Here is a 23901-nt window from a genome sequence, read left to right on the forward strand (position 1 = left end):
ACGCCCGGTACGTGCTTTCAGTGTGCGCGCCCGGGACGATCTTTGACAGTGGGCATCGGGGGGCGCTCGCGTCAGGGCGCGGTGGCCGCCGCGGCGCCCTCGGTGCGGCGCCACTTCTCGTGCACCGTCACCCCGCGCAGCCGCCAGCCGGAGTGCGTCCGCACCAGGGTGAAGGCGTAGCGGCCGCCGCACACGAAGTCGGGCGCACCGGCGGGCGCATTGGAGGGCGCGTCAGAGGCGCTGCCCGCGCCGTCGCCGGCGAACCGCATCGGGTTGATGTAGTCGGCCTGCACTTCGGCCGTGTCCCCGATGTCGTTGTCGAGGCGGCCGAAGCGCAGGCGCCGGTTGGCGATCAGGTGCTGGCGCATCGGGAACAGCTCCATCGTCCGGGTCAGCCACTCGGTGATCTCGGCCGCGCTGCCCTCGATGCCGCCGGCCCGCCGGTAGTCGGCGCGCCCGTCGGGACTGAAGAGTCCGCGGTACGCCGTCCAGTCCCCGTCGTCCACGGACACCGCGTAGTCGGTGATCAGCTCCTCGATGGCGAGTCGGTCCATCACGGTGGCGAGTTCTACGCGCTGTGTCATTGAGTCAGTCTTGGGCACCGGAACCGCAGATCCAAGGGGCGCGACGGGGAGAGGCCCGCGACAGTGATCATCGGTACCTTCTCGGCATGTCCCGAGAGAGCACCTCACAGACCGCCGCCGACGACCTCGCGCACTCCGTGCGGCTCGCGGTGGACACCTTCGGCGGGGCCCTGGGCGCCGACTGGGGCGTCAGGGCCGGTTCGCTGGAGTGGGACTGCTGGGAGACGGCCGAGCATCTGGCCGACGACCTGTTCGCGTACGCGGCCCAACTCGGCCCGTCGAAGCCGCCGTTGGACACCGAAGTGCCGTTCGACTGGACGCGCCGCAGGCCGGACGGCCCCGCGAACGTCATCTTCGCGAACCGCGACGCGGGCCCGGCGGGACTGCTCCAGGTGCTCGACGCGAGCGGCGCCCTGCTGGTCGCGATGGTGCGGACGGCCGCGCCCGAGACCCGCGCCCACCACGTGTTCGGCCTCTCGGACCCCGCGGGCTTCGGCGCGATGGGCGTCGTGGAGACCCTCGTCCACACGCAGGACATCGCCGAAGGCCTCGGCCTCGACTGGACCCCGCCCGCCGGCCTCTGCGCCCGGGCTCTCGCCCGGCTGTTCCCCGGCGCGCCGCAGGGCGACGACCCCTGGCGTACGTTGCTGTGGGCGACGGGGCGCGGCGAGCTGCCCGGCAGGGAGCGGCTCACGTCCTGGCGCTGGAACGCCGAAGTGCGCTAACAGTCCGACACGCTGACCGAGCCGGACACGACAAGAAATTGACGGAACGTCAGGCCGCGGCCTGGACGACCTCCGTACGGACCGCGATCGCCCACTCGGTGACGAGCCGCGCGTACTGGGCGCGCTGCTCGGTGGAGAGCCGGCCACCCGCGCGCAACCACAACCCGCGGATCTGCTCGTTGACTTCCTCGGCAGACCGCGCGGAACCCGAACACTCAAGCGGCATGCGGTAAGGCTAGGGTGCGTGCCGCCCACTGGGAACCCTAAGCGACGGAACATATTCGCCAAGTGATCGTAAACATCGATCAGTTGGCTGCCAGTCCCTGGCAACGGCCGTCGGGGAGGGGCGGATCATGTTTGGACCGGCCGGTGAAAAACCAGGTGGCAGCGTCGCGTCCCGTCACTACAGTTGCAGCATGCCCAGGTGCGAAGGAGCGGGTTACTTCCACTGTTAATGGGGTGGTCGCGGGTTCGAGTCCCGTCGTCGGCTTCAGGTCGGCGTAGCTCAGTCGGTTAGAGCACCTTGTACCTGCACCGAACTTGATCTCTGGGCAGCACACGTCACGCACCTCCCGGTGCGCAGGTCCGCGGCTACTTCTTGTGGTGAACGCACGCCGCGGACCGATCCGATCTCGGGAGGCACCCAGCAGCGCCGCGCCCCGGTTCGGCATGCCCGCACGCGGTGCCTCCTCTCCACAGAGAGGGGCCGCCTCATGGCACGCTTCAACACCCGCGGCACCCGCCCGGTGGGCCGGTCGCCGATCGCCACCGTGGCGGGCGAGCGGGCGCGCACGCACGAGGGCGCGACCGGATACCTGCGCGACGCGCGCAGCGAACTGTTCCTGCTCGCCGTCTCGAACCTCGTCGCCACGGACGCCTTCTACGAGTCCGCGGACGACCGCGACGACCGCTACAGCGCCCTCGTACGGCAGCTCGCCGTCGAGGACCCCGAGTGGACCGCGGGCCTGCTCGGCTGGCTGCGCGGAGAGGGGAACATGCGGACCGCCGCGCTCGTCGGCGCCGCCGAGTTCGTCATGGCCCGCATCGACGCGGGCGAGCCCGGCCACTCCCGTCAGGCCGTCGACAGCGTCCTCCAGCGCGCCGACGAGCCGGGCGAGCTGCTCGGCTACTGGACCTCGCGGCACGGCCGGCGCCTGCCGAAGCCGGTGAAGCGCGGCATCGCCGACGCCGTCCAGCGGCTCTACAACGAGCGTTCGCTCCTCAAGTACGACACCGACTCCAAGGGTTACCGGTTCGGTGACGTCCTCAACCTCGCGCACCCGGCGCCCGCCACCGACAAGCCGTGGCAGGGCGACCTGTTCCAGCACGCCCTCGACCGCCGGCACGGCAACGCCGAGGAGATCCCGGAGCGGCTGCGCACCCTGCGCGCCCGCGAGCGGCTGATGCGCGTACCGGTGGAGGAGCGTCACGCGGTGCTCACCACGGACACCGGCCGGCTCGCCGAGGCGGCCATGACGTGGGAGTCGCTTGCGGGCTGGCTTCAGCGGCCGATGGACGCGGCGGCGTGGGAGGCGATCATTCCGTCCATGGGTCTGATGGCTCTCGCGCGGAACCTGCGCAACTTCGACGAGGCCGGTGTCCCGGACGAGGTCGCGCAGCGGGTGGCGGCGCGGTTCGCCGACGCGGACGAGGTGCGTCGCTCGCGCATGTTCCCGTTCCGCTTCTGGGCCGCGTACAAGCACGCCCCGTCGCTGCGCTGGGGGCACGCTCTGGAGCGGGCGCTCGCGCACTCGCTGGCCGGTGTGCCCGCGCTGCCCGGCCGTTCGCTGATCCTCGTGGACCGGTCGCCGTCGATGTTCCCCGGCTACGGGTTCTCGACGCCGCACCGCTCGGACATCCCGCTCGCCGAGCAGGCGGCGGTGTTCGGCGCCGCGCTCGCCATGCGCGCGGAGGTGCCGACGCTCGTCGAGTTCGGGATGGAGAGCCGGCGCCTGAACTTCCGGAAGGGCGGCAGTCTTCTGCGGCTCGTCGAGCGGTTCGGGCAGATCTCCGGCACCGACATCCCGACCGCGGTGAAGAAGCACTTCACCGGGCACGACCGCGTGGTCGTCGTCACCGACGAGCAGACCCGGCCCGGCTGGTTCCCGTCGAACGCCCGCGACCACGGCGGCATGGCCGAGACCGAGATCGACGCGCTCGTGCCGAGGGATGTGCCCGTCTACATGTGGAACATGGCCGGATACAAGGTGAGCGCGACCCCTTCGGGCGGCGCGAACCGGCACGCCTTCGGCGGCCTCACCGACCAGGCGTTCCGCCTGATCCCGCTCATCGAGCGGGGCGGCGACGCGCGCTGGCCGTGGGAGAAGCAGCGGGAGAGGTGAGCGAGGGGTGGTCCCGTCCGGCTCGGGCCGGGCGGGGTCAGCCCGCCGACTCCCCGGCGTGCGGGCTCAGGACGCCCGCCGTCACCAGCGCGATCAGCACGATGCCGAGCAGGATCCGGTAGTAGACGAACGGCATGAAGCTCTTCGTCGAGATGAACTTCATGAACCAGGCGATCACCACGTACCCGACCCCGAAGGCGATGATCGTCGCGAAGGCGGTCGGGCCCCAGGAGACGGAGCCGTCCTGCCCGGCGTCCTTCAGCTCGAAGACTCCGGAGGCGAGGACCGCGGGGATCGCGAGGAGGAACGAGTAACGGGCCGCGGCCTCACGGGTGTACCCCATGAGGAGGCCGCCGCTGATGGTCGCGCCGGAGCGCGAGACTCCGGGGATCAGGGCCATGGCCTGGCAGATGCCGTAGATGAGCCCGTCCTTGACGCTCAGGTCCTTGAGCCCCTTGCGCTCCCGCACCGCGCGGTGCTTGCCGCCGACCTCGTCGCGCGCCGCGAGACGGTCGGCGACACCGAGGACGATGCCCATCACGATGAGGGTCGTCGCGGTCAGGCGCAGATCGCGGAACGGGCCCTCGATCTGGTCCTTGAACGCGACACCGAGCACGCCGATCGGAATCGAGCCCACGATCACGAGCCAGCCCATCTGCGCGTCGTGGTCGCTGCGCAGCGCCTTGTTCGTGAGGGAGCGGAACCATGCGGAGATGATCCGCGCGATGTCCTTGCGGAAGTAGATGACCACCGCCGTCTCCGTGCCGAGCTGGGTGATCGCCGTGAACGCGGCCCCCGGGTCGTGCCAGCCCGCGAAGGCCGCGGTCAGCCGCAGGTGCGCGCTCGACGAGATGGGCAGGAACTCGGTCAGCCCCTGGACGAGCCCGAGGATGAATGATTCGAACCAAGACATGAAGTTACGCGATCCAAGTGCTGACGTGAGCTGACCGCAGACGCGCAGGCCAGAGGCGGACACGGAGGAAGGACGGACGGGCGGGCGAGGCCGTACGGGTCAAGGGGTACGGAAGTGGAAGGGCGCCCGCCGTGGGGCAGCGTAGCGCCCTTGTGTGAAGAGACGATGACAGGGCCTCTTCACCCGGACGGCGCTACGCCGCGGCCGGGCCCGCCGTGGTCCAGCCCGGGGCCTGCGGATGGGCGCTGAGGTCCTCGTGGTGGACGGTGCCGCCGCACGCGGAGCAGGTCACGACGGGGGCCAGTTCGTTGCCGCAGGTGTGCTCGATCACCATCGGGCGGTCGCCGTCGTCGCGCAGATGACGGTCGCCCCACGCCATGAGGGTCATGAGGACCGGCTCCAGTTCGAGCCCCGCCGTGGTGGGCCGGTACTCGAAGCGCTGCGGGCGCTCCTGGTAGGCGACCTTCTTGAGGATGCCGGCGTCGACGAGGCGGCGCAGGCGCGTCGCCAGGATGTCGCGCGGCGCCCCGATGTTGCGCACCAGCTGGTCGAAGCGTCCGTTGCCGAGGCACACCTCGCGCAGGACCAGGAGTGAGTACTTCTCGCCGACCACGGCCAGCGTGTCGGCGATCGAGCAGGGGCGCGGGTCCTTGGCAGCTGGCATGCGCATCAGTGTAAGCGAGGGTTTGTTTTTCCAACCGACGGGGCTATGGTGAGTTCAGTTTTCCTACTCACTGGTAATCGGTGCCGGGCACCGACCCGTCGGCCAAGGAGGCCCGCACCATGCGTGACGCAGTCATCGTCGAAGCCGTACGCACCCCCGTCGGGAAGGGCAAGCCGAACGGGACGCTCGCTCACGTCCACCCCGTCGAACTCCTCGCCCACACCCTGCGCACCCTCGTCCGCCGCGCCGGGGTAGACCCCGCGCAGATCGACGACGTCATCGGCGGCACGGTCGACCAGGTCGCCGAGCAGGCCATGAACACCACCCGGTACGCCGTCCTGTCGGCGGGCTTCCCGGAGTCCGTGCCCGCCACGACCGTCGACCGCCAGTGCGGCTCGTCCCAGCAGGCCGTGCACTTCGCCGCGCAGGGCGTGATCTCCGGCGCCTACGACATGGTGATCGCCGGCGGCGTGGAGTCCATGAGCCGCGTGCCGATGTGGTCGAACGTGCCCGAGGGCGCCGACCCGTTCGGTCCCGGCGTCGCCGCGCGCTATCCGGAGGGGCTGGTCCCGCAGGGCGTCAGTGCGGAGCTGATCGCCGCCAAGTGGTCGCTGTCCCGTGACCTGATGGACGCCTACGCCGTCGAGTCGCACCGCAAGGCCGCCCAGGCCTGGGCGGACGGGCTCTTCGACGCCGAGGTCGCGCCCCTCGAAGGCGTCACCCGAGACGAGTCCGTGCGCCCCGGCACCACCGCCGAGATCCTCGCCGGGCTCAAGCCCGCCTACTACGATCCGCACTTCGCCGAGCGCTTCCCGCAGATCGACTGGTCGGTGACCGCGGGCAACGCGAGCCCCATCAACGACGGCGCCTCCGCCGTCCTCATCACCACGAGCGAGAACGCGGCCAGGCTCGGCCTGCGCCCCCTCGCCCGCCTCCACAGCTTCGCCGTCACGGGCTCGGACCCGCTGCTGATGCTCACGGGCGTCATCCCCGCCACCGAGAAGGTGCTGCGCAGGGCGGGTCTCGAGCTGGGCGACATCGACCTGTTCGAGGTCAACGAGGCGTTCGCGGCCGTCGTCCTCGCCTGGCTCCAGGAGACCGGAGCCGACCCGGCGAAGCTGAACGTGCACGGCGGCGCCATCGCGCTCGGCCACCCGCTCGGCGCGAGCGGCACCCGCCTGATGACCACCCTGGTCCACGCGATGCGCGCCCGCGGCGCACGCTACGCACTCCAGACGATGTGCGAGGCCGGCGGGCTCGCCAACGCGACCGTCCTCGAAGCGCTCTGAGTCTTCGGAAGCGCTTTGAGCTTCCGGGGGTGCGTCAGCCGCGGAGGCGGTGGCGCTTGCACCACGCGACCACCGCACCCGCGAGGCCGGTCAGCGCGATGAACCCCATCGCGATCAGGAACGCGGGCGACGTCGGAGTCGAGGCCCTGGCCCCGGCGACGACGTACGCCGCCGTATTGGGGACCGAGCCGATCGCCGTGGCGAGAAGGAACGGCGCCCAGCGCATGCGCGAGACCGCGGCGCAGTAGTTGGCCGCCCAGAACGGCACCCCCGGAAACAGCCGCGCCGCCAGCATCGACCGGAAGCCGTGCCGGCTGAGCTGCCCGTCGGCCGCCTTCAGCCAGCGGCCGCGTACGAGGGGCCGCAGCGCCTCCTGGCCGAGCACCCGGCCGAGCCCGAACGCCACCCCGGCGCCGAGCACCGTCCCACCGAGCGCCGCCAGGGTGCCGAGCTGCGAACCGAACAGCGCGCCCGCCGCGAGGTTCAGCAAAGGCCGCGGAACGAAGGCCACCGTGCACAGGCCGTACGCGACGCCGAACAGGACGACCGCGGCGGCGCCGCTCATCTGGGGTGGCCGGCCGTCCGCGAGCAGCCGCTGCGGCTGAAGGAGCAACACCGTGGCCCCGCCCGCGGCGAGCAGCGCCACCAGGAGCGACAGCCGCGACCACGGCGACAGCAGAACTCTCGTGCAACGCAGGGCAAGGCCCGCCGGCCGGGCGGCGGCGAGTCCCTCGGGACGGGTCGCGACGGTGTCGGGCATCCGGGGAGACTAACCGACCGATATGTAAGTTCGCCGTAGGGTTGTGTCGCATGACCGTCACAGTCCCGCGCAGCGCGCTGGCCGACACCCTGCTGGAGCGGCTCACCGCCGTGTACCCCACGGCGGCCGACCCCGAGCGGGCCGGGCAGATGCGCGCGTACATGAAGGACGTGGCCCCCTTCCTCGGTCTCACCACCCCCGTACGCCGCACACTCTCGCGGACGGTCCTGGCCGGTGCCCCGCGCCCCGACGAGACCGACTGCACCGCGCTCGCGCTGCGCTGCTGGGAGCTGCCCGAGCGCGAGTACGCGTACTTCGCGGTCGACTACCTGCGCCGGCATGCGGGTCGCTGCTCGTCCGGCTTCCTGCCCGTCGCCCGGCACCTCGTGTCGACGGTCCCGTGGTGGGACACCGTCGACCTGCTCGCCGCGCACGTCGTCGGCGCGCTCGTCGAGGCCGACCCGCGCCTGGCGAAGGACATGGACGCGTGGATCGAGGACGACGACCTGTGGACCGCCCGCACCGCGCTCCTGCACCAGCTCCGCCGCAGGGAGACGACCGACACGGAGCGCCTCTTCGGCTACTGCCTGCGCCAGGCGCCGCACCCCGACTTCTTCATCCGCAAGGCCGTCGGCTGGTGCCTGCGTGAGTACGCGAAGACCGACCCGGACGCCGTACGTTCCTTCGTCGCCGCCCACCGGGACCGGCTCGCGCCCTTGTCGGTGCGCGAGGCCCTGAAGAACATCGGACCCTGAACTCCCTTACGCCCCAAGGAAGTCCGGGCCACCCGCCGAGCCGCCCGTGCCGCCGGAAAACCATTCGACCTGCGCCGCTTCTTCGGCAATGATCGGCGTCATGTTCCGGTACGCCTTCCCCGCAGCCACGTCCGCAGTCGCGGACGCTGCGAAGGCTGCCGTCTTCCTGGCCGCCGCAGCAGACGGCGCCCGAAGCTGACCCTCTCCGGACATTCCGGCGGACCCCGCAGGGGGAGGGTCGGTAGGAATCCGGGGTCCCCGCCTCATCAAGGAGGCCTTCACACCCTGCTCCGCCGAGGAGCACGTTCCGGGAGGAACCACCCAGTCATGCCCAAGACGGCATACGTGCGCACCAAGCCGCACCTCAACATCGGCACCATGGGCCACGTCGACCACGGCAAGACGACCCTCACCGCCGCCATCACCAAGGTCCTCGCCGAGCGCGGCGCCGGCACGTTCGTGCCCTTCGACCGCATCGACCGCGCCCCGGAGGAGGCAGCCCGCGGCATCACCATCAACATCGCGCACGTCGAGTACGAGACCGACACCCGCCACTACGCGCACGTCGACATGCCCGGCCACGCCGACTACGTCAAGAACATGGTCACGGGGGCCGCGCAGCTCGACGGGGCGATCCTCGTGGTCTCCGCGCTGGACGGGATCATGCCGCAGACCGCCGAGCACGTCCTGCTCGCCCGCCAGGTCGGCGTCGACCACATCGTCGTCGCGCTGAACAAGGCGGACGCGGGGGACGAGGAGCTCACCGACCTCGTCGAGCTGGAGGTCCGCGAGCTGCTCTCCGCGCACGGGTACGGCGGCGACTCCGTCCCCGTGGTGAGGGTCTCCGGGCTCAAGGCCCTTGAGGGCGACCCCCGTTGGACCGGGGCGATCGACGCGCTGCTCGACGCCGTGGACACGTATGTGCCCATGCCCGAGCGGTACGTGGACGCGCCGTTCCTGTTGCCGGTGGAGAACGTGCTCACCATCACCGGACGCGGAACGGTCGTCACCGGGGCTGTCGAGCGCGGCAGGGTGCGCGTCGGCGACCGCGTCGAGATCTTCGGCGCGGACACCGACGCGGCGGCGACCGTGGTCACCGGCCTGGAGACCTTCGGCAAGCCCATGGAGGAGGCGCAGGCCGGGGACAACGTGGCGCTGCTGCTGCGCGGAGTGCCCCGCGACGCAGTCCGCCGCGGCGACGTCGTCGCGGCCCCGGCCAGCGTCAGCCCGAGCCGCCGCTTCACGGCCCAGGTGTACGTCCTCTCGGCGGCCGAGGGCGGCCGCACGACACCGGTCGCCACCGGCTACCGGCCGCAGTTCTACCTGCGGACCGCGGACGTCGTCGGCGACGTCGACCTCGGCGAGAGCGCCGTCGCCCGGCCCGGGGACACCGTCACGATGACGGTCGAGCTCGGCCGCGACATGCCCCTGGAGGCGGGCCTCGGCTTCGCCATCCGCGAGGGCGGGCGCACCGTCGGCGCGGGCACCGTCAGCTCCGTCGGCTGAACCGCACCGCCCGCCTCCCGCACCCCGCGGGAGGCGGGCGGTCGCACGTCGGCCACACTGGACGCCGGCGCCGGCAGGGAGGTCTCAAGTGGCGGGCAGGGCACTCGTACTCGGGGGCGGCGGCCTCTCCGGCATCGGCTGGATCTCCGGAATCCTCCACGGCCTCGCCGAGGCCGGCGCCGACCTGTGGGACGCCGACACCGTGATCGGCACCTCCGCGGGCTCCGTCGTCGGCGCCCAGCTCACCTCCGGCAGACTGACCCCCGCCGAGCTGTACGAGCGCCAACTCGCCGCGCCCGTAGGGGAGATCGCCGGGCACCTGGGCGCCGCCGCCACCCTCCGCCACGCCCGCGCCGCGCTCTCCTCCCGTACGCCCGAGGACTTCGGCCGCAAGGTGGGGCACATCGCGCTGGCCGCCGACACCCCGGACGAGGCGACGCGCCGCGCGGTCATCGCGGGGCGGCTCGTCTCCCACAGCTGGCCCGAGCGGCCGTTCCTGGTGACGGCGGTACGGGCGACGACCGGCGAGTTCCGTGTCCTCGACCGGGGCAGTGGCGTCGGCCTGGTCGACGCCGTCGCGGCCAGCTGCGCCGTGCCGGGCGTCTGGCCGCCGGTCACGTTCGAGGACGGCCGGTGGATCGACGGCGGCGTCCGCTCCCCGGCCAACGCGCACCTCGCCGAAGGCCACGACCGTATCGTGATCATCGCCCCGATCGCCGTGGGCGGCGGCACCCTCGAATCGGCCCGCGCCCAGGCGGAACGCCTCACCTCGGGCGGGGCGAGGGTCACGCTCATCACCCCGAACCGCACCACCAGAAAGGCGATGGGCCACAACAGCCTCGACCCGACACACCGCGCCCCCTCGGCCCGCGCGGGCCGGGAACAGGCGCCGGCGCACGCGGCGGGCGTGGCAGAGGTGTGGGGCTGAGCAACGCCCTGGCGAGCGCCGTGCGGCAGCCGGCAGCCGGCGGCCTCGCTGCCCGCGCCGTGGCGAGTGCCGTGCGGCGCCCGGCCCCACCGCCCGCACACCCGGCACGCCCGGCAAAACGCCGCCCGTCAAGCTCCCTGCGGCCCCCCGTGAACCCCGCCCGGCCCCCGCCACCCCCACCGCCCGGCACAATGGACGCGTGGACGAGCCGATACCCGTGACCAGGACCGTCGATCACGGCACCGCCAAGCTGATGCCCGACGTGGACCGGCGCAGGGCCTGGCTGCTCACGGTCGACGGGGCGCCGCAGTCGTACGTCGATCTGGACGCGCCGGAACACCTCGAATTCGAGTACGCGCGCCGGCTCGGGCATGTCCTCGACTGTGCGGACGAACCCGGAAAGCCGCTCGACGTGCTGCATCTCGGCGGTGGCGCGCTGACCCTGCCGCGCTATGCGGCGGCGACGCGGCCCGGCTCGCGTCAGGACGTGGTCGAGGCGGACCGGGGGCTGCTCGCCCTGGTCGCCGAACACCTCCCCGTCCCCGACGGCGCCGGGATCACCGTCCACGGAGCCGACGCCCGCACCTGGCTGGAGTCGGCCGACGCCGAGAGTGCCGACGTACTCGTGGCGGACGTCTTCGGCGGCTCCCGCGTCCCGGCCCACCTGACCACCGTGGCGTACGCCGAGGCCGCCGAGCGGGTCCTGCGCCCCACGGGCATCTACGCGGCGAACCTCGCGGACGGCACGCCGTTCGCCTTCCTCCGCTCCCAACTCGCCACGTTCTCAACGGTGTTCGAGCATCTCGCGCTGATCGCGGAGCCCGCCGTGCTGCGCGGCAGGCGCTTCGGGAACACGGTCCTCGTGGCCTCTCACGAGGAACTCGACATCGCGGGGCTCGCCCGGCGCGCCGCGGCCGACGCGTTCCCGGCCCGCGTCGAGCACGGCGCTCAGCTGCGCCGCTTCACCGGAAACGCGAAGCCCGTACGGGACGAGGAGGCGGTGCCGTCACCCGAGCCGCCCGGCGGCTCCTTCGGCATCGGCTGAGACGAGCTCCGGCGCGGGCTGCTCGGCGGTGTCGGGGCGGCGCGTCAGCCGGCGTACCTCCGGCACGAACAGGACCGCGCCCGTCGCGATGACGACGAGCGCCGCGCAGCCCCACAGCGACGGGGTCAGGCCGAAGGCGGCCTCCGCGGGGCCCGCGAGCGCGGTGGCGACCGGCACCATCGCGACGGAGCCGAACCAGTCGTACGCCGAGACGCGGGACAGCTTGTCCTCCGGGATCTCCTGGTGCAGTGCTGTCATCCAGGAGACGCTGAACACCTCGATCGTCACGCCGCTCACGAACATCACGCAGACCAGCACGGCAAGAGGCACCGGTACCGCGAGCGCCGCCGAGGGCAGCGCCAGCGGGAACACGCACAGGGTCCCGGCGAGCAGCAGCCGCCGCGGCTTCCACCGCATCATCAGCAACGCCCCGGCGACGGTCCCGACGCCGAACGCGCCGAGCGCGAGCCCCCAGGGCCCGGGTCCGCCGAGGGAGTCGCGCGCGACCAGCGGGCCGAAGACCGCGTCGGCGGCGCCGACCACCGCGACCACGACGGAGAACTGTGCGACGACGCCCCACAGCCACGGCCGGCCGATGAACTCCTGCCAGCCGTCCCGCATATCGGCGAGGAGGCCACCGCCGGGCTCGCGCGGCGCGATGTGGCTGACGTCGAGGAACGAGCGCAGGGCGCCCGCGACGGCGAACGCGACCGCGTCCACGGCGAGCACCCAGCCGGGCCCGACGGCCGCGACCATCGCGCCGCCGAGCGCCGCGCCGCCCACGGCCGCGCCCGACATCGCCATCCGGAAGAGGGCGAAGGCGCGACTCGCCTGCTCCCGCTCGACCGACGACATCAGCATGCCTTCGGCGGCGGGGTTGAAGAAGGCCTGCCCGGTGCCGCCCAGCGCGCTGAGCAGCATCATCTGCCACAGCTCGGGCTTCCCGGTCAGGACGAGCAGCGCGAAGGCGCCCTGGGAGAGGAAGTTGAGCGCGTTGGCCGCGACCATCACGTGGTGGCGCGGCAGCCGGTCGGCGACGGCTCCGCCGACGAGCAGGAACAGGACGAGCGTCAGGGTGCGTGACGCGGCGACGAGGCCGACGTCCCCGCCGTCGCCCCCGGTCTCGAGCACCGCGAACGCGGACGCGATCAGCGCGCCATTGCTGCCGAGGGTCGTCACGAACGCCGCCAACGCCAGCAGGCTGTAGTTGCGGCCCGCCCACGCGGGTCGGCGGGGTCTGAGCGGGGAGGCGGCGGCAGAGTTCACTGAGGGACTATCGCCGCAGTGGGTCCGACTTGCCAAACGAGATTCTTTCGGCCTGGCCGAACGTGATCGCCGAGGAGAAGTGCCGGTCCACTCCTCGTTCTCGGCGAACGCGGCCGTGAACCTGCGCTGATCGGATCACGACGCCGCTGACAGCGTCCGGCCTGCCCTGCACCGCGGGCGGTCCGGACGCTGTGCTGTGTGCGGCTCAGTCCACGCTGGGGTCGCCCTGGAGCCGTACGGTGCTGAGGATCTTCTGCACCGTGGCGTCGGGGACCTCGTCCTTCACGCCCTTGGCGCCGTAGAACGTCCAGGAGACGAAGTCGCCCTGGGAGTTCTTGAAGGCGAACACGGTGGCCTTGCCGTCCGTGTCGCACTTGCCGGTCTTCGGCACACCGGACGATGTAGTGGTCGCCACGCTGCCCTTGACGCCGGAAGCGGTCGTGAAGTCCTTCGGCTTACCGATCTTCAGGAGCTTCTTCGACGAGTCCTTCTGGTCGGTGTAGCCGCCGAACACCCACCACGCCGAGTCGTTGCGCGCGACGTCCTGGGTGTTCTTGGCGCCGTTCTGCCCCTTGGTGCCCGCCGCGGCGAGGGCGCTGTCGTCCTCGGTGCCGTCCTTGTCGTCGTCGGACGTGCACCACTTTTCCTTGAGGAACGCGGGTGCGGACATCGTGATGAGGGGCTTGGCGCCGTCGTCCTTCGCATCGTCGAAGCCGGTGATCAGGCCGTCCGACTTGACGGCCCAGTCGGCCGGTACGTCGAACGCGGTCCCGTACTTGGGGTTCACGACGACCTGCCAGCCCGCGATCGTGGCCTTCGGCGCGTTCGACGGGTCGCGCGGGTTGACGTCGTCGCTCGCGTCGGGGCTCGGGTCCTTGGAGGCGGACTTCGTGGGGGACTTGGACGGCTTGGGGTCCGCCTTGTCCTCCTTGTCGCCCCCGAGTACGAGGAACGCGGTGACGCCGGCGGCGACCACGACGGCCGCGGCCGCGACGATCGCGGTGATCTTCGTCTTGTTGCCGCCGCCGTTACCGCTCGGCGGCTGGGGAGCGCCGAGCGGGACGGTGGGGGCGCCCCACTGCCCGGGAGGCTGCTGCCCGGGCTGCTGCTGGTACGGATTGGGCTGCTGCTGGTAGCCCGGCTGCTGATAGGGGTTGGGCTGCTGCTGGTACCCCGGCTGCTGGTACGGATTCTGGTCCTGCGGGTTCTGCTCGCCCCCGGGCGGCTGCTGTCCTGGCCACATGGCGCACAACAATAGAGGTCCCGGCAGCCGCCGGCACCGTCGCCCTGTACCGGACGTGCAACGGTTCGCCGGCAGCCGCGTTGGCGCGCCGTGTCTCAGGAGTCGCTGACGTCCACGAGCCGCACGGTGCTGACGATCTTCCTGACCGTCGCGTCGGGTACCTCGCCCTTGACGCCCGTGGGCCCGAAGAACGACCAGGACGCGAAGTCGCCGTCGGCGTCCTTGAAGGCGAACACGGCGGCCTTGCCGTCGGAGGAGCACTTGCCGTGCTTCTTCTGCTTGACGCCCGTCGAAGAGGCGGTCACCAGGCTGCCGGTGAGGCCGGACGCGGTGGTGTACGACTCCGCCGGCTTCGTGGCGATGCTCTTCTTGTCGGGCTGCGAGTACGCGCCGTAGACCCACATCGTGGCGTCCTTGGTGGCGGCGTCCTCGGTGCTCTTGGAGCCGTTGTTGCCCCGCGACCCGGTCGCGCCGAGCGAGGACTCCTCCTCGTTGCCGTCCTTGTCGTCGTCGGAGACGCACCACTTCTCTTCGAGGAACGCCGGGTTGCTCATGGCGATGAGCGGCTTCTCGCGCGGGTCGCCGTCTTTGGAGACCCAGTTGACCCAGCCGTTCGACTTCACCAGCCAGGTGGAGGGAACGTCGAACGCCATGCCGTGGTCGGTGTTCACCACGGTCTTCCAGCCGTGCACGGTGGGTTCGACACCGCCGCCCGCGCGCGGGTTGCCGGTCGCGCTCGGCGCGGCCGCCGAGGACTTCGTGGGGCCGGGCCCGGCGTTGTCGTCCTTCTTGTCCTTATCGCCGCCGAGGACCAGGACCCCGGTGACCACGGACGCGACGACGACCGCGGCGGCGGCCACCACGGCGATGAGAGCCGTCCGTCCGCGCTTCGGGGGCTCGGGCGACGGCTGGGGTGAACCGGCGGGAATCGTGGGCGCGTTCCAGACCTGCTGTCCGGACGGCTGCGGATACGGGTTCGGCTGCTGGTACGGGTTCGGCTGCTGGTACGGATTCGGTTGGCGGCCCTGCGGGTTCTGCTCGCCCCCGGGACCCTGCTCTCCTGGCCACATGGCGAGCAACGATAGAGCCGCCGCCGGAGCGAGGATGGCCAAGGTCGCTACTCGCGGGTAACATCACGCACCATGAGCGCAGAACAGATGTCGATCGGCGAGATGCTCGCCGCCACCGTGCCGATGGCCCGGACCCTGAACATCGAATTCCTCGAGACCACCCCGGAGAAGGCCGTCGTGGCCCTGCCGGACCAGAGCGAGTACCACAACCACGTCGGCGGACCGCACGCCGGAGCGATGTTCACGCTCGGCGAGTCCGCGAGTGGCGCGATCGTCCTCGCCGCCTTCGGGGACCAGCTCTCGCGGGCGGTGCCGCTCGCCGTGCGCGCCGACATCGCGTACAAGAAGCTCGCCATGGGCCCCGTCACGGCGACGGCCACGCTCGGCCGACCGGCCGCCGACGTGGTCGCCGAGCTCGACGCGGGGGAGCGCCCCGAGTTCCCGGTGACCGTCGCGATCCAGCGCGCCGACGGTGCGGTGACGGGGGAAATGTCCGTCGTCTGGACGCTGCGCCCCAACAGCTGAGCCGGACATCTCCGTTTGCCTTGAACAGGTAGGCTGCCCGGCATGCGCACCCGGGGGAGCGTGCGCCGGGCACACGCCCACCGACACGGGAGGAATCGGCGTTGCACGTCCAGGAGTGGCTCGACACGGTACCGGCGGTCGCCGTCTATGCCCTGGTGGCCGGCGTCATCGGGCTCGAAAGCCTGGGCATCCCGCTGCCTGGAGAGATCGTCCTGGTCTCGGCTGCGCTGCTGTCCTCCCAGCACGGTGACGTCAACCCGATCATCCTCGGCGCCTGCGCCAGCGCGGGAGCCGTCGTCGGCGACTCGATCGGATACGCGATCGGCCGCAAGGGCGGACGCCCCCTGCTGGCCTGGCTCGGCAACAAGTTCCCACGCCACTTCGGCGAGGCCCATGTCGCGACCGCCGAGCGCTCCTTCGAGAAGTGGGGCATGTGGGCGGTCTTCTTCGGCCGCTTCGTCGCCCTGCTGCGCATCTTCGCGGGCCCGCTCGCGGGCGTGCTGCACATGCCGTACTGGAAGTTCCTCATCGCGAACTTCCTCGGCGGGGTCGTCTGGGCCGGCGGCACGACCGCCGTCATCTACTACATCGGTGTGGTCGCCGAGGACTGGCTCAAGCGGTTCTCGTACTACGGGCTCGCCGCGGCCGCGCTGATCGGCCTGGCGTCCATGCTGATCGTCAGGCGCAAGGCGAAGAAGGCGGCGGCCGAGGCAGAGCCGGTCCCGGCCGCCGACTGACCAGGCCGGTCAGCTGTCCTCGTGCGCCGCGCGGTGCGCCTTCGCCAGTTCCACGTAGAGCGTGCCGTTCAGGGTGATGCCCACGCGCTCCTCGTCGGTCAGGGGCCGCTTCACCTTGGCGGGCACCCCGGCGACGAGTGAACCCGGCGGGACCTGCATCCCCTGCGGGACGAGCGCCTGGGCGGCGACCAGGGAACCGGCGCCTATCACCGCGCCGTTGAGGACCGTGGCGCCCATACCCACGAGGCAGTCGTCCTCGACCGTGCAGCCGTGCAGGACCGCGTTGTGTCCCACGGAGACCCGTTCGCCGACCGTCACCGGGAAGCCGGGGTCGACGTGCACGGTGCAGTTGTCCTGGATGTTGCTGTCGGCGCCGAGCACGATCGGGCCGCAGTCCGCGCGCAGCACCGCGCCGTACCAGACACTCGCCCCGGCGTGCAGGGTGACCTCGCCGATCACGACCGAGGTCGGCGCGGCGAACGCCTCCTGGTCGAGGTCCGGGTCCTTGCCGCCGATCCCGGTGATGAGTGCCTGCTGGCCCATCGCTGTGTCTCCTCTTCCGTCTTCCGCACCGACTGTGTCGCGCCAGAGCGAACCGTACGGGACGGCCCCGAGCCGGTGGCGCGTGGGGCGAAGATCACAGGCCACGGCTCTGCGCGGTGGCGTACGGCTGAGTAACGTGAGGCTGTGCCGAAGAACTGGAACGCGTTCTCATCCCGCGACTTCACCGGACGCCTCGCCCATCGCGCGGTGCAGGCGGGCTGGCGCCTGGCGCAGCGTGCGGGCGCCGTGACCGCCGCGCATCCCGGCCGCTACCGCTTCGGATCCCTCGGGCGCGGCACCAAGCTGGCCTTCCCGCAGGGCACGGTCTTCGGCGAGCCCTGGATCCATCTCGGCGCGCACTGCATCATCGCCGAACAGGTCACTCTCACCGCGGGCCTGATGCCCGACCTCGACCTCGGGTCCGAGCCGATCCTGCGCATAGGTGACGGCGTCGTCCTCGGCCGCGGCAGCCATGTCATCGCCGACACGACGGTCACGATCGGCAGCGACTGCTATTTCGGGCCGTACGTCTACGTGACTTCGACCAACCACTCGTACGACGACCCGCACCAGCCCATCGGCAAGCAGTGGCCGCGCATGGAGCCGGTGGAGATCGGGCCCGGCTGCTGGATCGGGACCGGTGCGGTGATCCTGCCGGGCGCGCGGATCGGCCGGAACGTCGTGGTGGCCGCCGGTGCCGTCGTGCGCGGAGAGGTGCCGGACCACGCGGTCGTGGCCGGTGCGCCCGCCCGAGTCGTACGGAGCTGGGACGAGGAGAACGGGTGGCAGCCGCCGCTGCGCACACCCGCCCCCGCCCCGATCCCCGAAGGCGTCACCCCCGAGCAGCTCCTCGCGCTCGCCGACCTGGAGGAGCTGGAAGAGGGCGTCCAGCCGGGCGCGAGCGCCTAGGGCCTTTCGTTTGGATCAGGCTGGGCTCGCGGGGTCTGGCACGCACATCTGCCGCGTTGTCGTCAATCACCGACGCTCCGCGTCGCCTCAATCCTCCGCCTTGCAGCTGCACGCTCCCCCAAGCTCTCGGCTTCGCTCGAGCAGGGGGGACCCCCATGACCCCGCTCCCTGATCCAGCCCGATCCAAACGAAAGGCCCTAACCCGTCGCCAGCAGCACCGTGCCCACCAGTGCGAGGCCCGCCCCCGCGGCCTGCACCCCGCGAAGCCGCTCGCCCAGGAATCCGCGCGCGGCCAGCGCCGTCACGACGGGGTAGAGCGAGGCGAGCACGGCGGCCACGGTGACCGGGCCCTGCTGCGCCGCCATCGCGTACGTGCCGTTGGCCGCCACGTCGGCGAGGCCCACGAACGCGAGCGCCGGGAGCGCCGACCGGACGACCTGCATCCCGCCGTCCTCGGGAAGCGCCCGGCCGCCGCGCCGCACGGACACGTACAGGGCCGTGCCGCCCGCCGCCACATTGGTCACCCGCTGCACGAAGAGCGCCAGGAAGAGTCCCGTCACGGTGGTCGAGGCCTCCGTGATCAGGGCCATCACCGCGCCGAAGCCGAACGCGGCGAGCAGCGTGAGCAGGACGGCCTGCCGCTGCACGGGCGCGCCCCTGAACTGCGGACCGCCGGCCAGGACGACTCCCGCGACGGCCACGCCGATGCCCGCGAACTGGAGCAGTCCCGGACGCTCCCCGAGCACCAGGCCGACGGCCACGGGGACGGTGACGCCGAGCGAGCCGAGGGGCGAGACGACGCCCATCGGGCCGAGGGCGAGCGCCTTGTAGAAGGCGAGCATGGCGACCGGGCCGACGAGACCGGCCGCGACCGCGAACCACAGCTGCGGTCCCGCCTCGCTCCAGGCGCCCGTCGCCGCCACGATCGCGCCGAGCACCGCGACGGCGATGCTCTGCGAGACCACCACGACCGTGAGTGCGGGCGTTCGTCGGGTGAGGAGCCCTCCGCCGAAGTCGGCCAGGCCCCACATGAGGCTCGTGGCCAGGGCGAAGAGTGCTGTCATGGTCTGCCTCGCAGTACAGTGTGGTGAACATCGGTGAATGCTTTGTTGCACCACACGCTAGTTCAATGAATTGAACGCTGTCATCCAGAATATTGGACGGAATGTGTCGGACCTCGACCTGCTGACCCAGTCCCTCGGCCGCAACGTCAAGCGCTGGCGCACCGAGCGAGGCTTCACCCTCGACGGTCTCGCGACGCGCGCCGGAGTCAGCCGCGGCATGCTCATCCAGATCGAGCAGGCCCGCACCAACCCCAGCATCGGCACCGTGGTCAAGATCGGTGACGCGCTCGGCATCAGCATCACCACCCTGCTCGACTACGAACAGGGCCCGAAGGTCCGCATCGTCCCGCCCGAGCAGGCCGTACGCCTGTGGAGCACGGACGCCGGCAGCTACAACCGGCTGCTCGCCGGAACCGAGGCCCCCGGCCCCCTGGAGATGTGGGACTGGCACCTGGAACCCGGCGACGGCAGCGGCTCCGACCCGCACCCCGCGGGCACGGTGGAGCTGCTCCATGTGACGGCCGGGGAGCTGACCCTCGTCGTGGACGGCGCCGAGTACCGCGTGCCCGCCGGATCCAGCGTCTCGTTCGAGGCCGACGCCTCGCACACCTACCGCAACGACGGCACCGAGACGATGGAGATGACCATGGCCGTGTCGGTGCCGCCCGTACGCTGAGACGCCCGACTCGGCCGCCGCGAACGGCTGTTAGCGTGCCGACATGCGCGCACCCATCGGAAACTTCGACCACGTCCGCCCCGCTCCCGAGGCGCTCGACCTGCTGACGGACCCGGTGGCCGACGCCGTACGCAACTGGCACGGCACGGTCCCGGCGGAGCAGCTGATCCATGTCGACACCGAGCCCGAGTGGGCGGACACGGCCACGTTCGTCGAGCACTACGGCCCCGAGCTGCTCGAGGACTCCGCGAACTGTGTCGTCGTCGCGGGCAAGCGCGGCGGCGAGACGACCCTCGCCGCCTGCCTGGTCCTCTCCGGCACCCGGGTCGACGTCAATGGAGTCGTACGCCGTCAACTGGGCGCCCGTAAGGCGTCGTTCGCCCCGATGGAGACGGCCACCGGCGCCACCGGCATGGAGTACGGCGGCATCACCCCGATCGGGCTGCCCGCCGACTGGCCGCTCCTCGTGGACGCGGCCGTCGTCGACCGGCCGCATGTCCTGATCGGCAGCGGAACGCGCCGCGGCAAGCTCATCGTGCCCGGCAAGGCCTTCCTCGACCTGCCCGGCGCGGTGGTCCTCGAGGGGCTCGGCGTGAACTGACCCCGCCCGCCGGTGAACGAATCCGGAGGCCGCCGCGTCTGAGGAGCGGCTCCGCGCAGCGGCGCGGGGCAGGGGCGGAGAAACGGGTGGGGCGAGGTATGAGAATCCGGACGGTGGCCGTGCTGGCTGCGGCGTTGGGGTCGCTGGCGTCCGTGGCGGCCTGTGGCACGGAAGTCCCCGAGGATCTGGTGGTGACCGGCTCCGCGCCGGCCGCCCCCTACCGCGGTCCGCTCAAGGCGAAGGCGCCCGACATCGACGGTGACGAGGACAACGTCCAGGGCGGGGGTGCCTCCGTCCTCGCCCTCGAATGCGCGGGCAAGCCGTACCAGGGCGGCGGCGGGGACGACGGCTGGGGCGCGTCGGACGGCGCGGACGCGCCGGACCAGGCCCTGAACGCGCTCGTGGCCGACGAGTTCGCCCGGTCCCTGCCACGGCGCGGCTATCGCGTCGAGCGCGAGGCGGGCCGCCGCGTCCTGTACTCGTACGACGTCGGCGGCCGCACCCGTGTGGCCGTGATCGTCGCCAAGGACCTGCCGCGCAGGCCGGGTTGGGGTCTGGAGACGTATGCCCAGTGCGATCCGTCCGAGTTCGCCCGCCGGGACCGCGCCCACCTCGACATCCGGGTGTGGGCGGACCGGGAGGGGCGTCCGGTCCCCACGTCCGAGATCTTCAGCGCGGCCGGGCCCGAGCACTGCGACTGGCAGTCGGCGGAGTTCCTGCACCTCGGCGACCGCCAGTACCTCCGGGACCCCGAGCACGCGCTGCCCCGCGAACTCCTGCACTCCTCGTACGCGCCGAAGACGCGGCTGCCCGCGGGGGCCAGGGACACCGGGTACCGCGACGGGCGGCGCCAACTGTGGCTCTCCGCCGACGGGTCCGAGGCGTATGTGAGGACCGGGGGCGGCGTGGAGCGGTGGCCGGGGGCGATCGAGCGGATCGCGTGCAAGTGAGGACGGGGGCGCTTAGGCTCCCTCCAGGGGCAAGCGCTTTCCATGCCTTGTCCCACTCGCCTCTGTCCCGCTCGCCCCTGTCCCGCTCCGCACGGCCTGGATGAGGAGCCCCCGTATGCCCTCCGAAACCGCCCTCCCGTCGACCGACTTCTCACATCCGCTGCCCGGCGCCGTCGGCCTCTCCCATCTGAACGCCTACGAGTGGGAGGCCGCCGACGGTGTGTGCGGCGGCACCCCGCATCTGCACCTGGTGTGCACGGAGGCCTACGTCGTCACCGGCGGACGCGGCGCCGTCCAGACACTCAGCCCCGGCGGCTACCGCGAAGTCCCCCTGGAAGCAGGCTCGGTGGCGTGGTTCACGCCGGGCACCGTGCACCGGATGGTGCAGCGCGGCGACTTGCGCATCACCGTCCTGATGCAGAACAGCGGTCTGCCCGAGGCCGGGGACGCCGTCTTCACCTTCCCGCCCGATGTGCTCGCCGACCCCGAGCGCTATGCCGCTGCCGCGACACTCCCGGCGCGGACGGGACCCCTGGCGGAGGCGGCCGCACGGCGGCGGCGCGACCTCGCCGTCGAGGGTTATCTGCCGCTGCGCGAGGCGCTGTTGGCCGGGGACGACGTGCCCTACCTGGAGTTCCAGCGGGCCGCGGCGCGCCTCGTCCGGGACAAGGTGCCCGCCTGGCGCGAGCTGTGGCGGGCCGGCGCGCTGGCCGCCGCCGAGCGCACCGGCGCCCAGCTCGCGGCCCTCGAATCCGGCGACCCCTCTTACCTCACGGGATCCGCCTCGTACGACACGGGTCCCACCCGGCGGGGCGGCTACGGCATGTGCGGCCGCCGCGACGAGTACGAGCTGCCCGGGATGACGCTGCCGCAGCGTGACGGGTAACTGCCGCCTCGAGTGCGACAGGTTCCGGGGTGGAGCGACTCAGCCCAGGCGGGGGATCTCGATCGCCGGGCACTTGTCCATGACCATCGCAAGCCCCGCATCGCGCGTGCGCTCGTACGCCGTCTCGTCGATCACGCCGAGCTGGAACCAGACCGCTTCCGCGCCGATCGACCGGGCCTCGTCGGCGACCTGGCCCGCGAGATGGGAGTTGACGAACGCGTCGACCACGTCGACCTTGAACGGGATCTCTTCGAGGGACGCGTAGCCCTGCTCGCCGTGGACCGTCTCGGCCTTCGGGTGGACGGGGACGACGCGCTTGCCGAAGCGCTGGAGGACCTCGGCGACGCCGTACGCGGCGCGTGCCCTGTTCGAGGAGAGGCCCACGACCGCCCAGGTGTCACCGAGCTCCGTGAGGATCCTGCGGACCGTCTCCTGATCGCCGTACATGCGCTGCCTCCTGGGGTCGACGGGTGTCCACCGTGGTCAACAGGGCGGTGCCGTGCGGGATTCCCCCCCGGACGAGGTCAGAGGAACGTGGCCGCGTGCAGGATGCGGATCATGGTCACCGCAGAGTTCGCCGACGACATCGCCGACACCGCCGTGCCCACGGCCGCCGCCCACGCCGCGAGGCCGATCCCCGTGCCGACCGGTGGCCAGCTGTGCGCCGTAGGGGCCGGGCGCAGGAGGGCCGCGACCCGGCGCGGGACCGGGCCCGGCGCCGCGAGGCCCGCCAGCGTGGGGGCCGGCGCGGCGCGCGAGACGAGAGCGGCCTTGCCGATCGCACGGGCCACGACGCGGCGGTCGTGCACGGAGCGCGCCGCGTCCTCGTCGGCCCACCGCTCCGTCGAGTACGCCACCGCCGTGCGCAGCGGCAGCAGGAACGGATTGGCTCGCGCCGCCAACTGCGCCACCAGCAGATGACGATGGTGCCGGGCCGCCAGATGGGCCCGCTCGTGCGCGAACAGCGCCCTGCGCTCCGGCCCGGTGAGCACGCCCAGGAGCCCGGTCGTGACCACCACCCGGTCACGGTCGCCACCGGGCAGGGCATACGCGTACGGCACCGTGTCCGGCACGACCGCGACACCCCGGTCGTGCAGCCCGGCGAGCGCCCGCCGGGCCCGGCGCCGCACCAAGTGGTGCCGGACGACGACCCGCGTACAGACTACGAGCACGACGGCGAGGGCGGGGATCGCGGCCCTGCCCGCCACCTCGTCGTACGGCACGGCCGCCCGCACCTCGGGGTCCGACCAGCCGTCGGGGAGGGGGTTTCCGGGCAGTTGGGCCGTGCCGACGACCATGAGCAGCGCCAGGCACAGCGTGCTGCACAGGGCCATCACTCCCGTGACGGCCGTCAGGAGACGGGTCGCGGTGCGCGGGTGGAGATGCTGCTCGGCCAGGCGGGCCACAGGCCACGCCGTCAGCGGCAGCACCAGCGGCAGGAAGACGAAGACCCCCATCGCCCGGCTCAGCCCTCGCCGGGGCCGGGGGCTTCGTCCGGCCGTTCCGCCTGTTCGAGGAGGTCCCGCAGCAGTTGTTCGTCGCCCGGAGGAAGCGCGGTGACGAAGCGTGCGAGGACCGCCTCGCGGTTCGTCTCGCCGTCGAGCACCTTGCGCATCCGCAGCGCGGCGAGCCCCGCCCCGTCGGCAGCCGGGGTCCACAGGAAGGAGCGGCCGTCGCGGGCGCGGGTCACCGCGCTCTTCGCGAGGAGCCGCGTCAGGATCGTCACCACGGTCGTGTAGGCGAGGTCGCCGCCGACCCGCTCCTGGACCCAGGCCGCCGTCACGGGACCCGGCGCCTCGCACAGCGCCGAGAGGACCTGGGCCTCCAGCTCGCCCTGCCCCCGGCGCCGCGGCCGCCGGCCGTCGTGTCCGTCCCGCGTCATGTCCCGTCCGCCCTCCGCCCCGGCCGTCACCCACACGT

At 72.1% G+C, this 23901-nt stretch carries 27 protein-coding genes; 14 read left to right on the forward strand and 13 right to left on the reverse strand.

The features are described from left to right. Positions 1-71: 71 nt before the first annotated feature. Positions 72-584 carry a nuclear transport factor 2 family protein gene (locus tag OHA58_RS31320; RefSeq protein WP_405482912.1) on the reverse strand — a complete coding sequence of 171 codons (513 nt, stop codon included), beginning with the start codon at positions 582-584 and terminating at the stop codon, positions 72-74. An 86-nt stretch (positions 585-670) separates the two neighbouring features. Between OHA58_RS31320 and OHA58_RS31325 the strand changes: the two genes are divergently transcribed. Continuing rightward, complete coding sequence (locus OHA58_RS31325) at positions 671-1309, forward strand: hypothetical protein (protein WP_405482913.1); 639 nt, start codon at positions 671-673, stop codon at positions 1307-1309. A 49-nt stretch (positions 1310-1358) separates the two neighbouring features. On the opposite strand, the gene OHA58_RS31330 is transcribed toward OHA58_RS31325, so the two are convergent. Then, the gene (locus OHA58_RS31330; protein WP_165914285.1) at positions 1359-1535 is read right to left on the reverse strand and encodes a hypothetical protein; all 177 of its coding nucleotides are present in this window, start codon (positions 1533-1535) and stop codon (positions 1359-1361) included. A gap of 487 nt (positions 1536-2022) precedes the next feature. On the opposite strand from OHA58_RS31330, the gene OHA58_RS31335 reads away from it, so the two are divergent. Further along, positions 2023-3651, forward strand: coding sequence for a TROVE domain-containing protein (locus OHA58_RS31335; protein ID WP_405482916.1), 1629 nt, complete (start codon positions 2023-2025; stop codon positions 3649-3651). Between the two features lie 37 nt (positions 3652-3688). Here the strand turns inward: OHA58_RS31335 and OHA58_RS31340 are convergent, their stop codons facing one another. Then, the gene (locus OHA58_RS31340) at positions 3689-4564 is read right to left on the reverse strand and encodes an undecaprenyl-diphosphate phosphatase (protein ID WP_405482917.1); all 876 of its coding nucleotides are present in this window, start codon (positions 4562-4564) and stop codon (positions 3689-3691) included. Between the two features lie 193 nt (positions 4565-4757). Next, on the reverse strand, positions 4758-5228 hold the full coding sequence (locus OHA58_RS31345; RefSeq protein ID WP_405482919.1) for a winged helix-turn-helix transcriptional regulator: 471 nt from the start codon (positions 5226-5228) through the stop codon (positions 4758-4760). 119 nt (positions 5229-5347) lie between these two features. On the opposite strand from OHA58_RS31345, the gene OHA58_RS31350 reads away from it, so the two are divergent. Further along, positions 5348-6517, forward strand: a complete 1170-nt coding sequence (locus OHA58_RS31350) for a thiolase family protein (protein ID WP_405482920.1) — start codon at positions 5348-5350, stop codon at positions 6515-6517. Between the two features lie 34 nt (positions 6518-6551). Here the strand turns inward: OHA58_RS31350 and OHA58_RS31355 are convergent, their stop codons facing one another. After that, the gene (locus OHA58_RS31355; RefSeq protein ID WP_405482921.1) at positions 6552-7277 is read right to left on the reverse strand and encodes a TVP38/TMEM64 family protein; all 726 of its coding nucleotides are present in this window, start codon (positions 7275-7277) and stop codon (positions 6552-6554) included. 50 nt (positions 7278-7327) lie between these two features. On the opposite strand from OHA58_RS31355, the gene OHA58_RS31360 reads away from it, so the two are divergent. The 4 genes from OHA58_RS31360 to OHA58_RS31375 all read left to right on the forward strand — a co-directional run bounded on the left by OHA58_RS31360 (position 7328) and on the right by OHA58_RS31375 (position 11511). Beyond that, positions 7328-8032 carry a DNA alkylation repair protein gene (locus OHA58_RS31360; protein WP_405482922.1) on the forward strand — a complete coding sequence of 235 codons (705 nt, stop codon included), beginning with the start codon at positions 7328-7330 and terminating at the stop codon, positions 8030-8032. Between the two features lie 327 nt (positions 8033-8359). Beyond that, a complete protein-coding gene (gene tuf / locus OHA58_RS31365) occupies positions 8360-9538 on the forward strand; it encodes an elongation factor Tu (RefSeq protein ID WP_362909984.1) in 1179 nt (392 codons plus the stop codon). A gap of 88 nt (positions 9539-9626) precedes the next feature. Next, on the forward strand, positions 9627-10466 hold the full coding sequence (locus tag OHA58_RS31370; RefSeq protein WP_405482923.1) for a patatin-like phospholipase family protein: 840 nt from the start codon (positions 9627-9629) through the stop codon (positions 10464-10466). A 199-nt stretch (positions 10467-10665) separates the two neighbouring features. Then, positions 10666-11511, forward strand: a complete 846-nt coding sequence (locus OHA58_RS31375; protein WP_405482924.1) for a spermidine synthase — start codon at positions 10666-10668, stop codon at positions 11509-11511. Here OHA58_RS31375 and OHA58_RS31380 read toward each other — a convergent pair. The 3 genes from OHA58_RS31380 to OHA58_RS31390 all read right to left on the reverse strand — a co-directional run bounded on the left by OHA58_RS31380 (position 11473) and on the right by OHA58_RS31390 (position 15090). Next, on the reverse strand, positions 11473-12777 hold the full coding sequence (locus OHA58_RS31380; protein ID WP_405482925.1) for an MFS transporter: 1305 nt from the start codon (positions 12775-12777) through the stop codon (positions 11473-11475). The genes OHA58_RS31375 and OHA58_RS31380 overlap by 39 nt on opposite strands. A 205-nt stretch (positions 12778-12982) precedes the next feature. Beyond that, entirely contained in the window at positions 12983-14020 is a 1038-nt protein-coding gene (locus OHA58_RS31385) for a hypothetical protein (RefSeq protein ID WP_405482926.1), read from the reverse strand. 95 nt (positions 14021-14115) lie between these two features. Beyond that, positions 14116-15090 carry a hypothetical protein gene (locus OHA58_RS31390; protein ID WP_405482928.1) on the reverse strand — a complete coding sequence of 325 codons (975 nt, stop codon included), beginning with the start codon at positions 15088-15090 and terminating at the stop codon, positions 14116-14118. Between the two features lie 87 nt (positions 15091-15177). On the opposite strand from OHA58_RS31390, the gene OHA58_RS31395 reads away from it, so the two are divergent. Beyond that, positions 15178-15615, forward strand: a complete 438-nt coding sequence (locus OHA58_RS31395; RefSeq protein ID WP_376692806.1) for a DUF4442 domain-containing protein — start codon at positions 15178-15180, stop codon at positions 15613-15615. 101 nt (positions 15616-15716) lie between these two features. Next, positions 15717-16352, forward strand: coding sequence for a DedA family protein (locus OHA58_RS31400; RefSeq protein WP_405482930.1), 636 nt, complete (start codon positions 15717-15719; stop codon positions 16350-16352). Between the two features lie 9 nt (positions 16353-16361). On the opposite strand, the gene OHA58_RS31405 is transcribed toward OHA58_RS31400, so the two are convergent. After that, positions 16362-16895, reverse strand: a complete 534-nt coding sequence (locus OHA58_RS31405) for a gamma carbonic anhydrase family protein (RefSeq protein WP_405482932.1) — start codon at positions 16893-16895, stop codon at positions 16362-16364. Positions 16896-17039: 144 nt separating this feature from the next. Here OHA58_RS31405 and OHA58_RS31410 point away from each other — a divergent pair, with 144 nt between their 5' ends. Next, positions 17040-17804 carry an acyltransferase gene (locus OHA58_RS31410; protein ID WP_405482933.1) on the forward strand — a complete coding sequence of 255 codons (765 nt, stop codon included), beginning with the start codon at positions 17040-17042 and terminating at the stop codon, positions 17802-17804. A 197-nt stretch (positions 17805-18001) separates the two neighbouring features. Here OHA58_RS31410 and OHA58_RS31415 read toward each other — a convergent pair whose 3' ends face one another. Next, positions 18002-18868 (reverse strand): EamA family transporter, encoded by an 867-nt coding sequence (locus tag OHA58_RS31415; protein ID WP_405482934.1) that lies wholly within the window; start codon positions 18866-18868, stop codon positions 18002-18004. A gap of 103 nt (positions 18869-18971) precedes the next feature. Between OHA58_RS31415 and OHA58_RS31420 the strand changes: the two genes are divergently transcribed. The 4 genes from OHA58_RS31420 (at position 18972) to OHA58_RS31435 (ending at position 21981) form a co-directional block, all read left to right on the forward strand. Continuing rightward, entirely contained in the window at positions 18972-19544 is a 573-nt protein-coding gene (locus OHA58_RS31420; RefSeq protein WP_326714133.1) for an XRE family transcriptional regulator, read from the forward strand. 43 nt (positions 19545-19587) lie between these two features. Then, positions 19588-20145 carry a YbaK/EbsC family protein gene (locus tag OHA58_RS31425; protein WP_405482936.1) on the forward strand — a complete coding sequence of 186 codons (558 nt, stop codon included), beginning with the start codon at positions 19588-19590 and terminating at the stop codon, positions 20143-20145. Between the two features lie 113 nt (positions 20146-20258). Further along, a complete protein-coding gene (locus tag OHA58_RS31430; protein WP_405482937.1) occupies positions 20259-21095 on the forward strand; it encodes a hypothetical protein in 837 nt (278 codons plus the stop codon). 115 nt (positions 21096-21210) lie between these two features. After that, positions 21211-21981, forward strand: coding sequence for a cupin (locus tag OHA58_RS31435; protein WP_405482938.1), 771 nt, complete (start codon positions 21211-21213; stop codon positions 21979-21981). A 39-nt stretch (positions 21982-22020) separates the two neighbouring features. Here the strand turns inward: OHA58_RS31435 and OHA58_RS31440 are convergent, their stop codons facing one another. From OHA58_RS31440 to OHA58_RS31450, 3 genes are all read right to left on the reverse strand, one after another. Beyond that, positions 22021-22428 (reverse strand): CoA-binding protein, encoded by a 408-nt coding sequence (locus OHA58_RS31440; RefSeq protein WP_405482939.1) that lies wholly within the window; start codon positions 22426-22428, stop codon positions 22021-22023. 77 nt (positions 22429-22505) lie between these two features. Further along, entirely contained in the window at positions 22506-23438 is a 933-nt protein-coding gene (locus OHA58_RS31445; RefSeq protein ID WP_405482941.1) for a M56 family metallopeptidase, read from the reverse strand. Positions 23439-23446: 8 nt separating this feature from the next. Then, the gene (locus OHA58_RS31450) at positions 23447-23863 is read right to left on the reverse strand and encodes a BlaI/MecI/CopY family transcriptional regulator (RefSeq protein ID WP_405482943.1); all 417 of its coding nucleotides are present in this window, start codon (positions 23861-23863) and stop codon (positions 23447-23449) included. Positions 23864-23901 lie beyond the last annotated feature (38 nt).

Source organism: Streptomyces sp. NBC_00009, assembly GCF_045040855.1.
GTDB lineage: Bacteria > Actinomycetota > Actinomycetes > Streptomycetales > Streptomycetaceae > Streptomyces > Streptomyces aureus.

Coding starts and splice junctions, on each gene's coding strand:
- OHA58_RS31320 (WP_405482912.1), bottom strand. CDS start 584: ATGACACAGCGCGTAGAACTCGCCACCGTGATGGACCGACTCGCCATC.
- OHA58_RS31325 (WP_405482913.1), top strand. CDS start 671: ATGTCCCGAGAGAGCACCTCACAGACCGCCGCCGACGACCTCGCGCAC.
- OHA58_RS31330 (WP_165914285.1), bottom strand. CDS start 1,535: ATGCCGCTTGAGTGTTCGGGTTCCGCGCGGTCTGCCGAGGAAGTCAAC.
- OHA58_RS31335 (WP_405482916.1), top strand. CDS start 2,023: ATGGCACGCTTCAACACCCGCGGCACCCGCCCGGTGGGCCGGTCGCCG.
- OHA58_RS31340 (WP_405482917.1), bottom strand. CDS start 4,564: ATGTCTTGGTTCGAATCATTCATCCTCGGGCTCGTCCAGGGGCTGACC.
- OHA58_RS31345 (WP_405482919.1), bottom strand. CDS start 5,228: ATGCCAGCTGCCAAGGACCCGCGCCCCTGCTCGATCGCCGACACGCTG.
- OHA58_RS31350 (WP_405482920.1), top strand. CDS start 5,348: ATGCGTGACGCAGTCATCGTCGAAGCCGTACGCACCCCCGTCGGGAAG.
- OHA58_RS31355 (WP_405482921.1), bottom strand. CDS start 7,277: ATGCCCGACACCGTCGCGACCCGTCCCGAGGGACTCGCCGCCGCCCGG.
- OHA58_RS31360 (WP_405482922.1), top strand. CDS start 7,328: ATGACCGTCACAGTCCCGCGCAGCGCGCTGGCCGACACCCTGCTGGAG.
- tuf (WP_362909984.1), top strand. CDS start 8,360: ATGCCCAAGACGGCATACGTGCGCACCAAGCCGCACCTCAACATCGGC.
- OHA58_RS31385 (WP_405482926.1), bottom strand. CDS start 14,020: ATGTGGCCAGGACAGCAGCCGCCCGGGGGCGAGCAGAACCCGCAGGAC.
- OHA58_RS31390 (WP_405482928.1), bottom strand. CDS start 15,090: ATGTGGCCAGGAGAGCAGGGTCCCGGGGGCGAGCAGAACCCGCAGGGC.
- OHA58_RS31395 (WP_376692806.1), top strand. CDS start 15,178: ATGTCGATCGGCGAGATGCTCGCCGCCACCGTGCCGATGGCCCGGACC.
- OHA58_RS31405 (WP_405482932.1), bottom strand. CDS start 16,895: ATGGGCCAGCAGGCACTCATCACCGGGATCGGCGGCAAGGACCCGGAC.
- OHA58_RS31415 (WP_405482934.1), bottom strand. CDS start 18,868: ATGACAGCACTCTTCGCCCTGGCCACGAGCCTCATGTGGGGCCTGGCC.
- OHA58_RS31425 (WP_405482936.1), top strand. CDS start 19,588: ATGCGCGCACCCATCGGAAACTTCGACCACGTCCGCCCCGCTCCCGAG.
- OHA58_RS31435 (WP_405482938.1), top strand. CDS start 21,211: ATGCCCTCCGAAACCGCCCTCCCGTCGACCGACTTCTCACATCCGCTG.
- OHA58_RS31440 (WP_405482939.1), bottom strand. CDS start 22,428: ATGTACGGCGATCAGGAGACGGTCCGCAGGATCCTCACGGAGCTCGGT.
- OHA58_RS31445 (WP_405482941.1), bottom strand. CDS start 23,438: ATGGGGGTCTTCGTCTTCCTGCCGCTGGTGCTGCCGCTGACGGCGTGG.
- OHA58_RS31450 (WP_405482943.1), bottom strand. CDS start 23,863: ATGACGCGGGACGGACACGACGGCCGGCGGCCGCGGCGCCGGGGGCAG.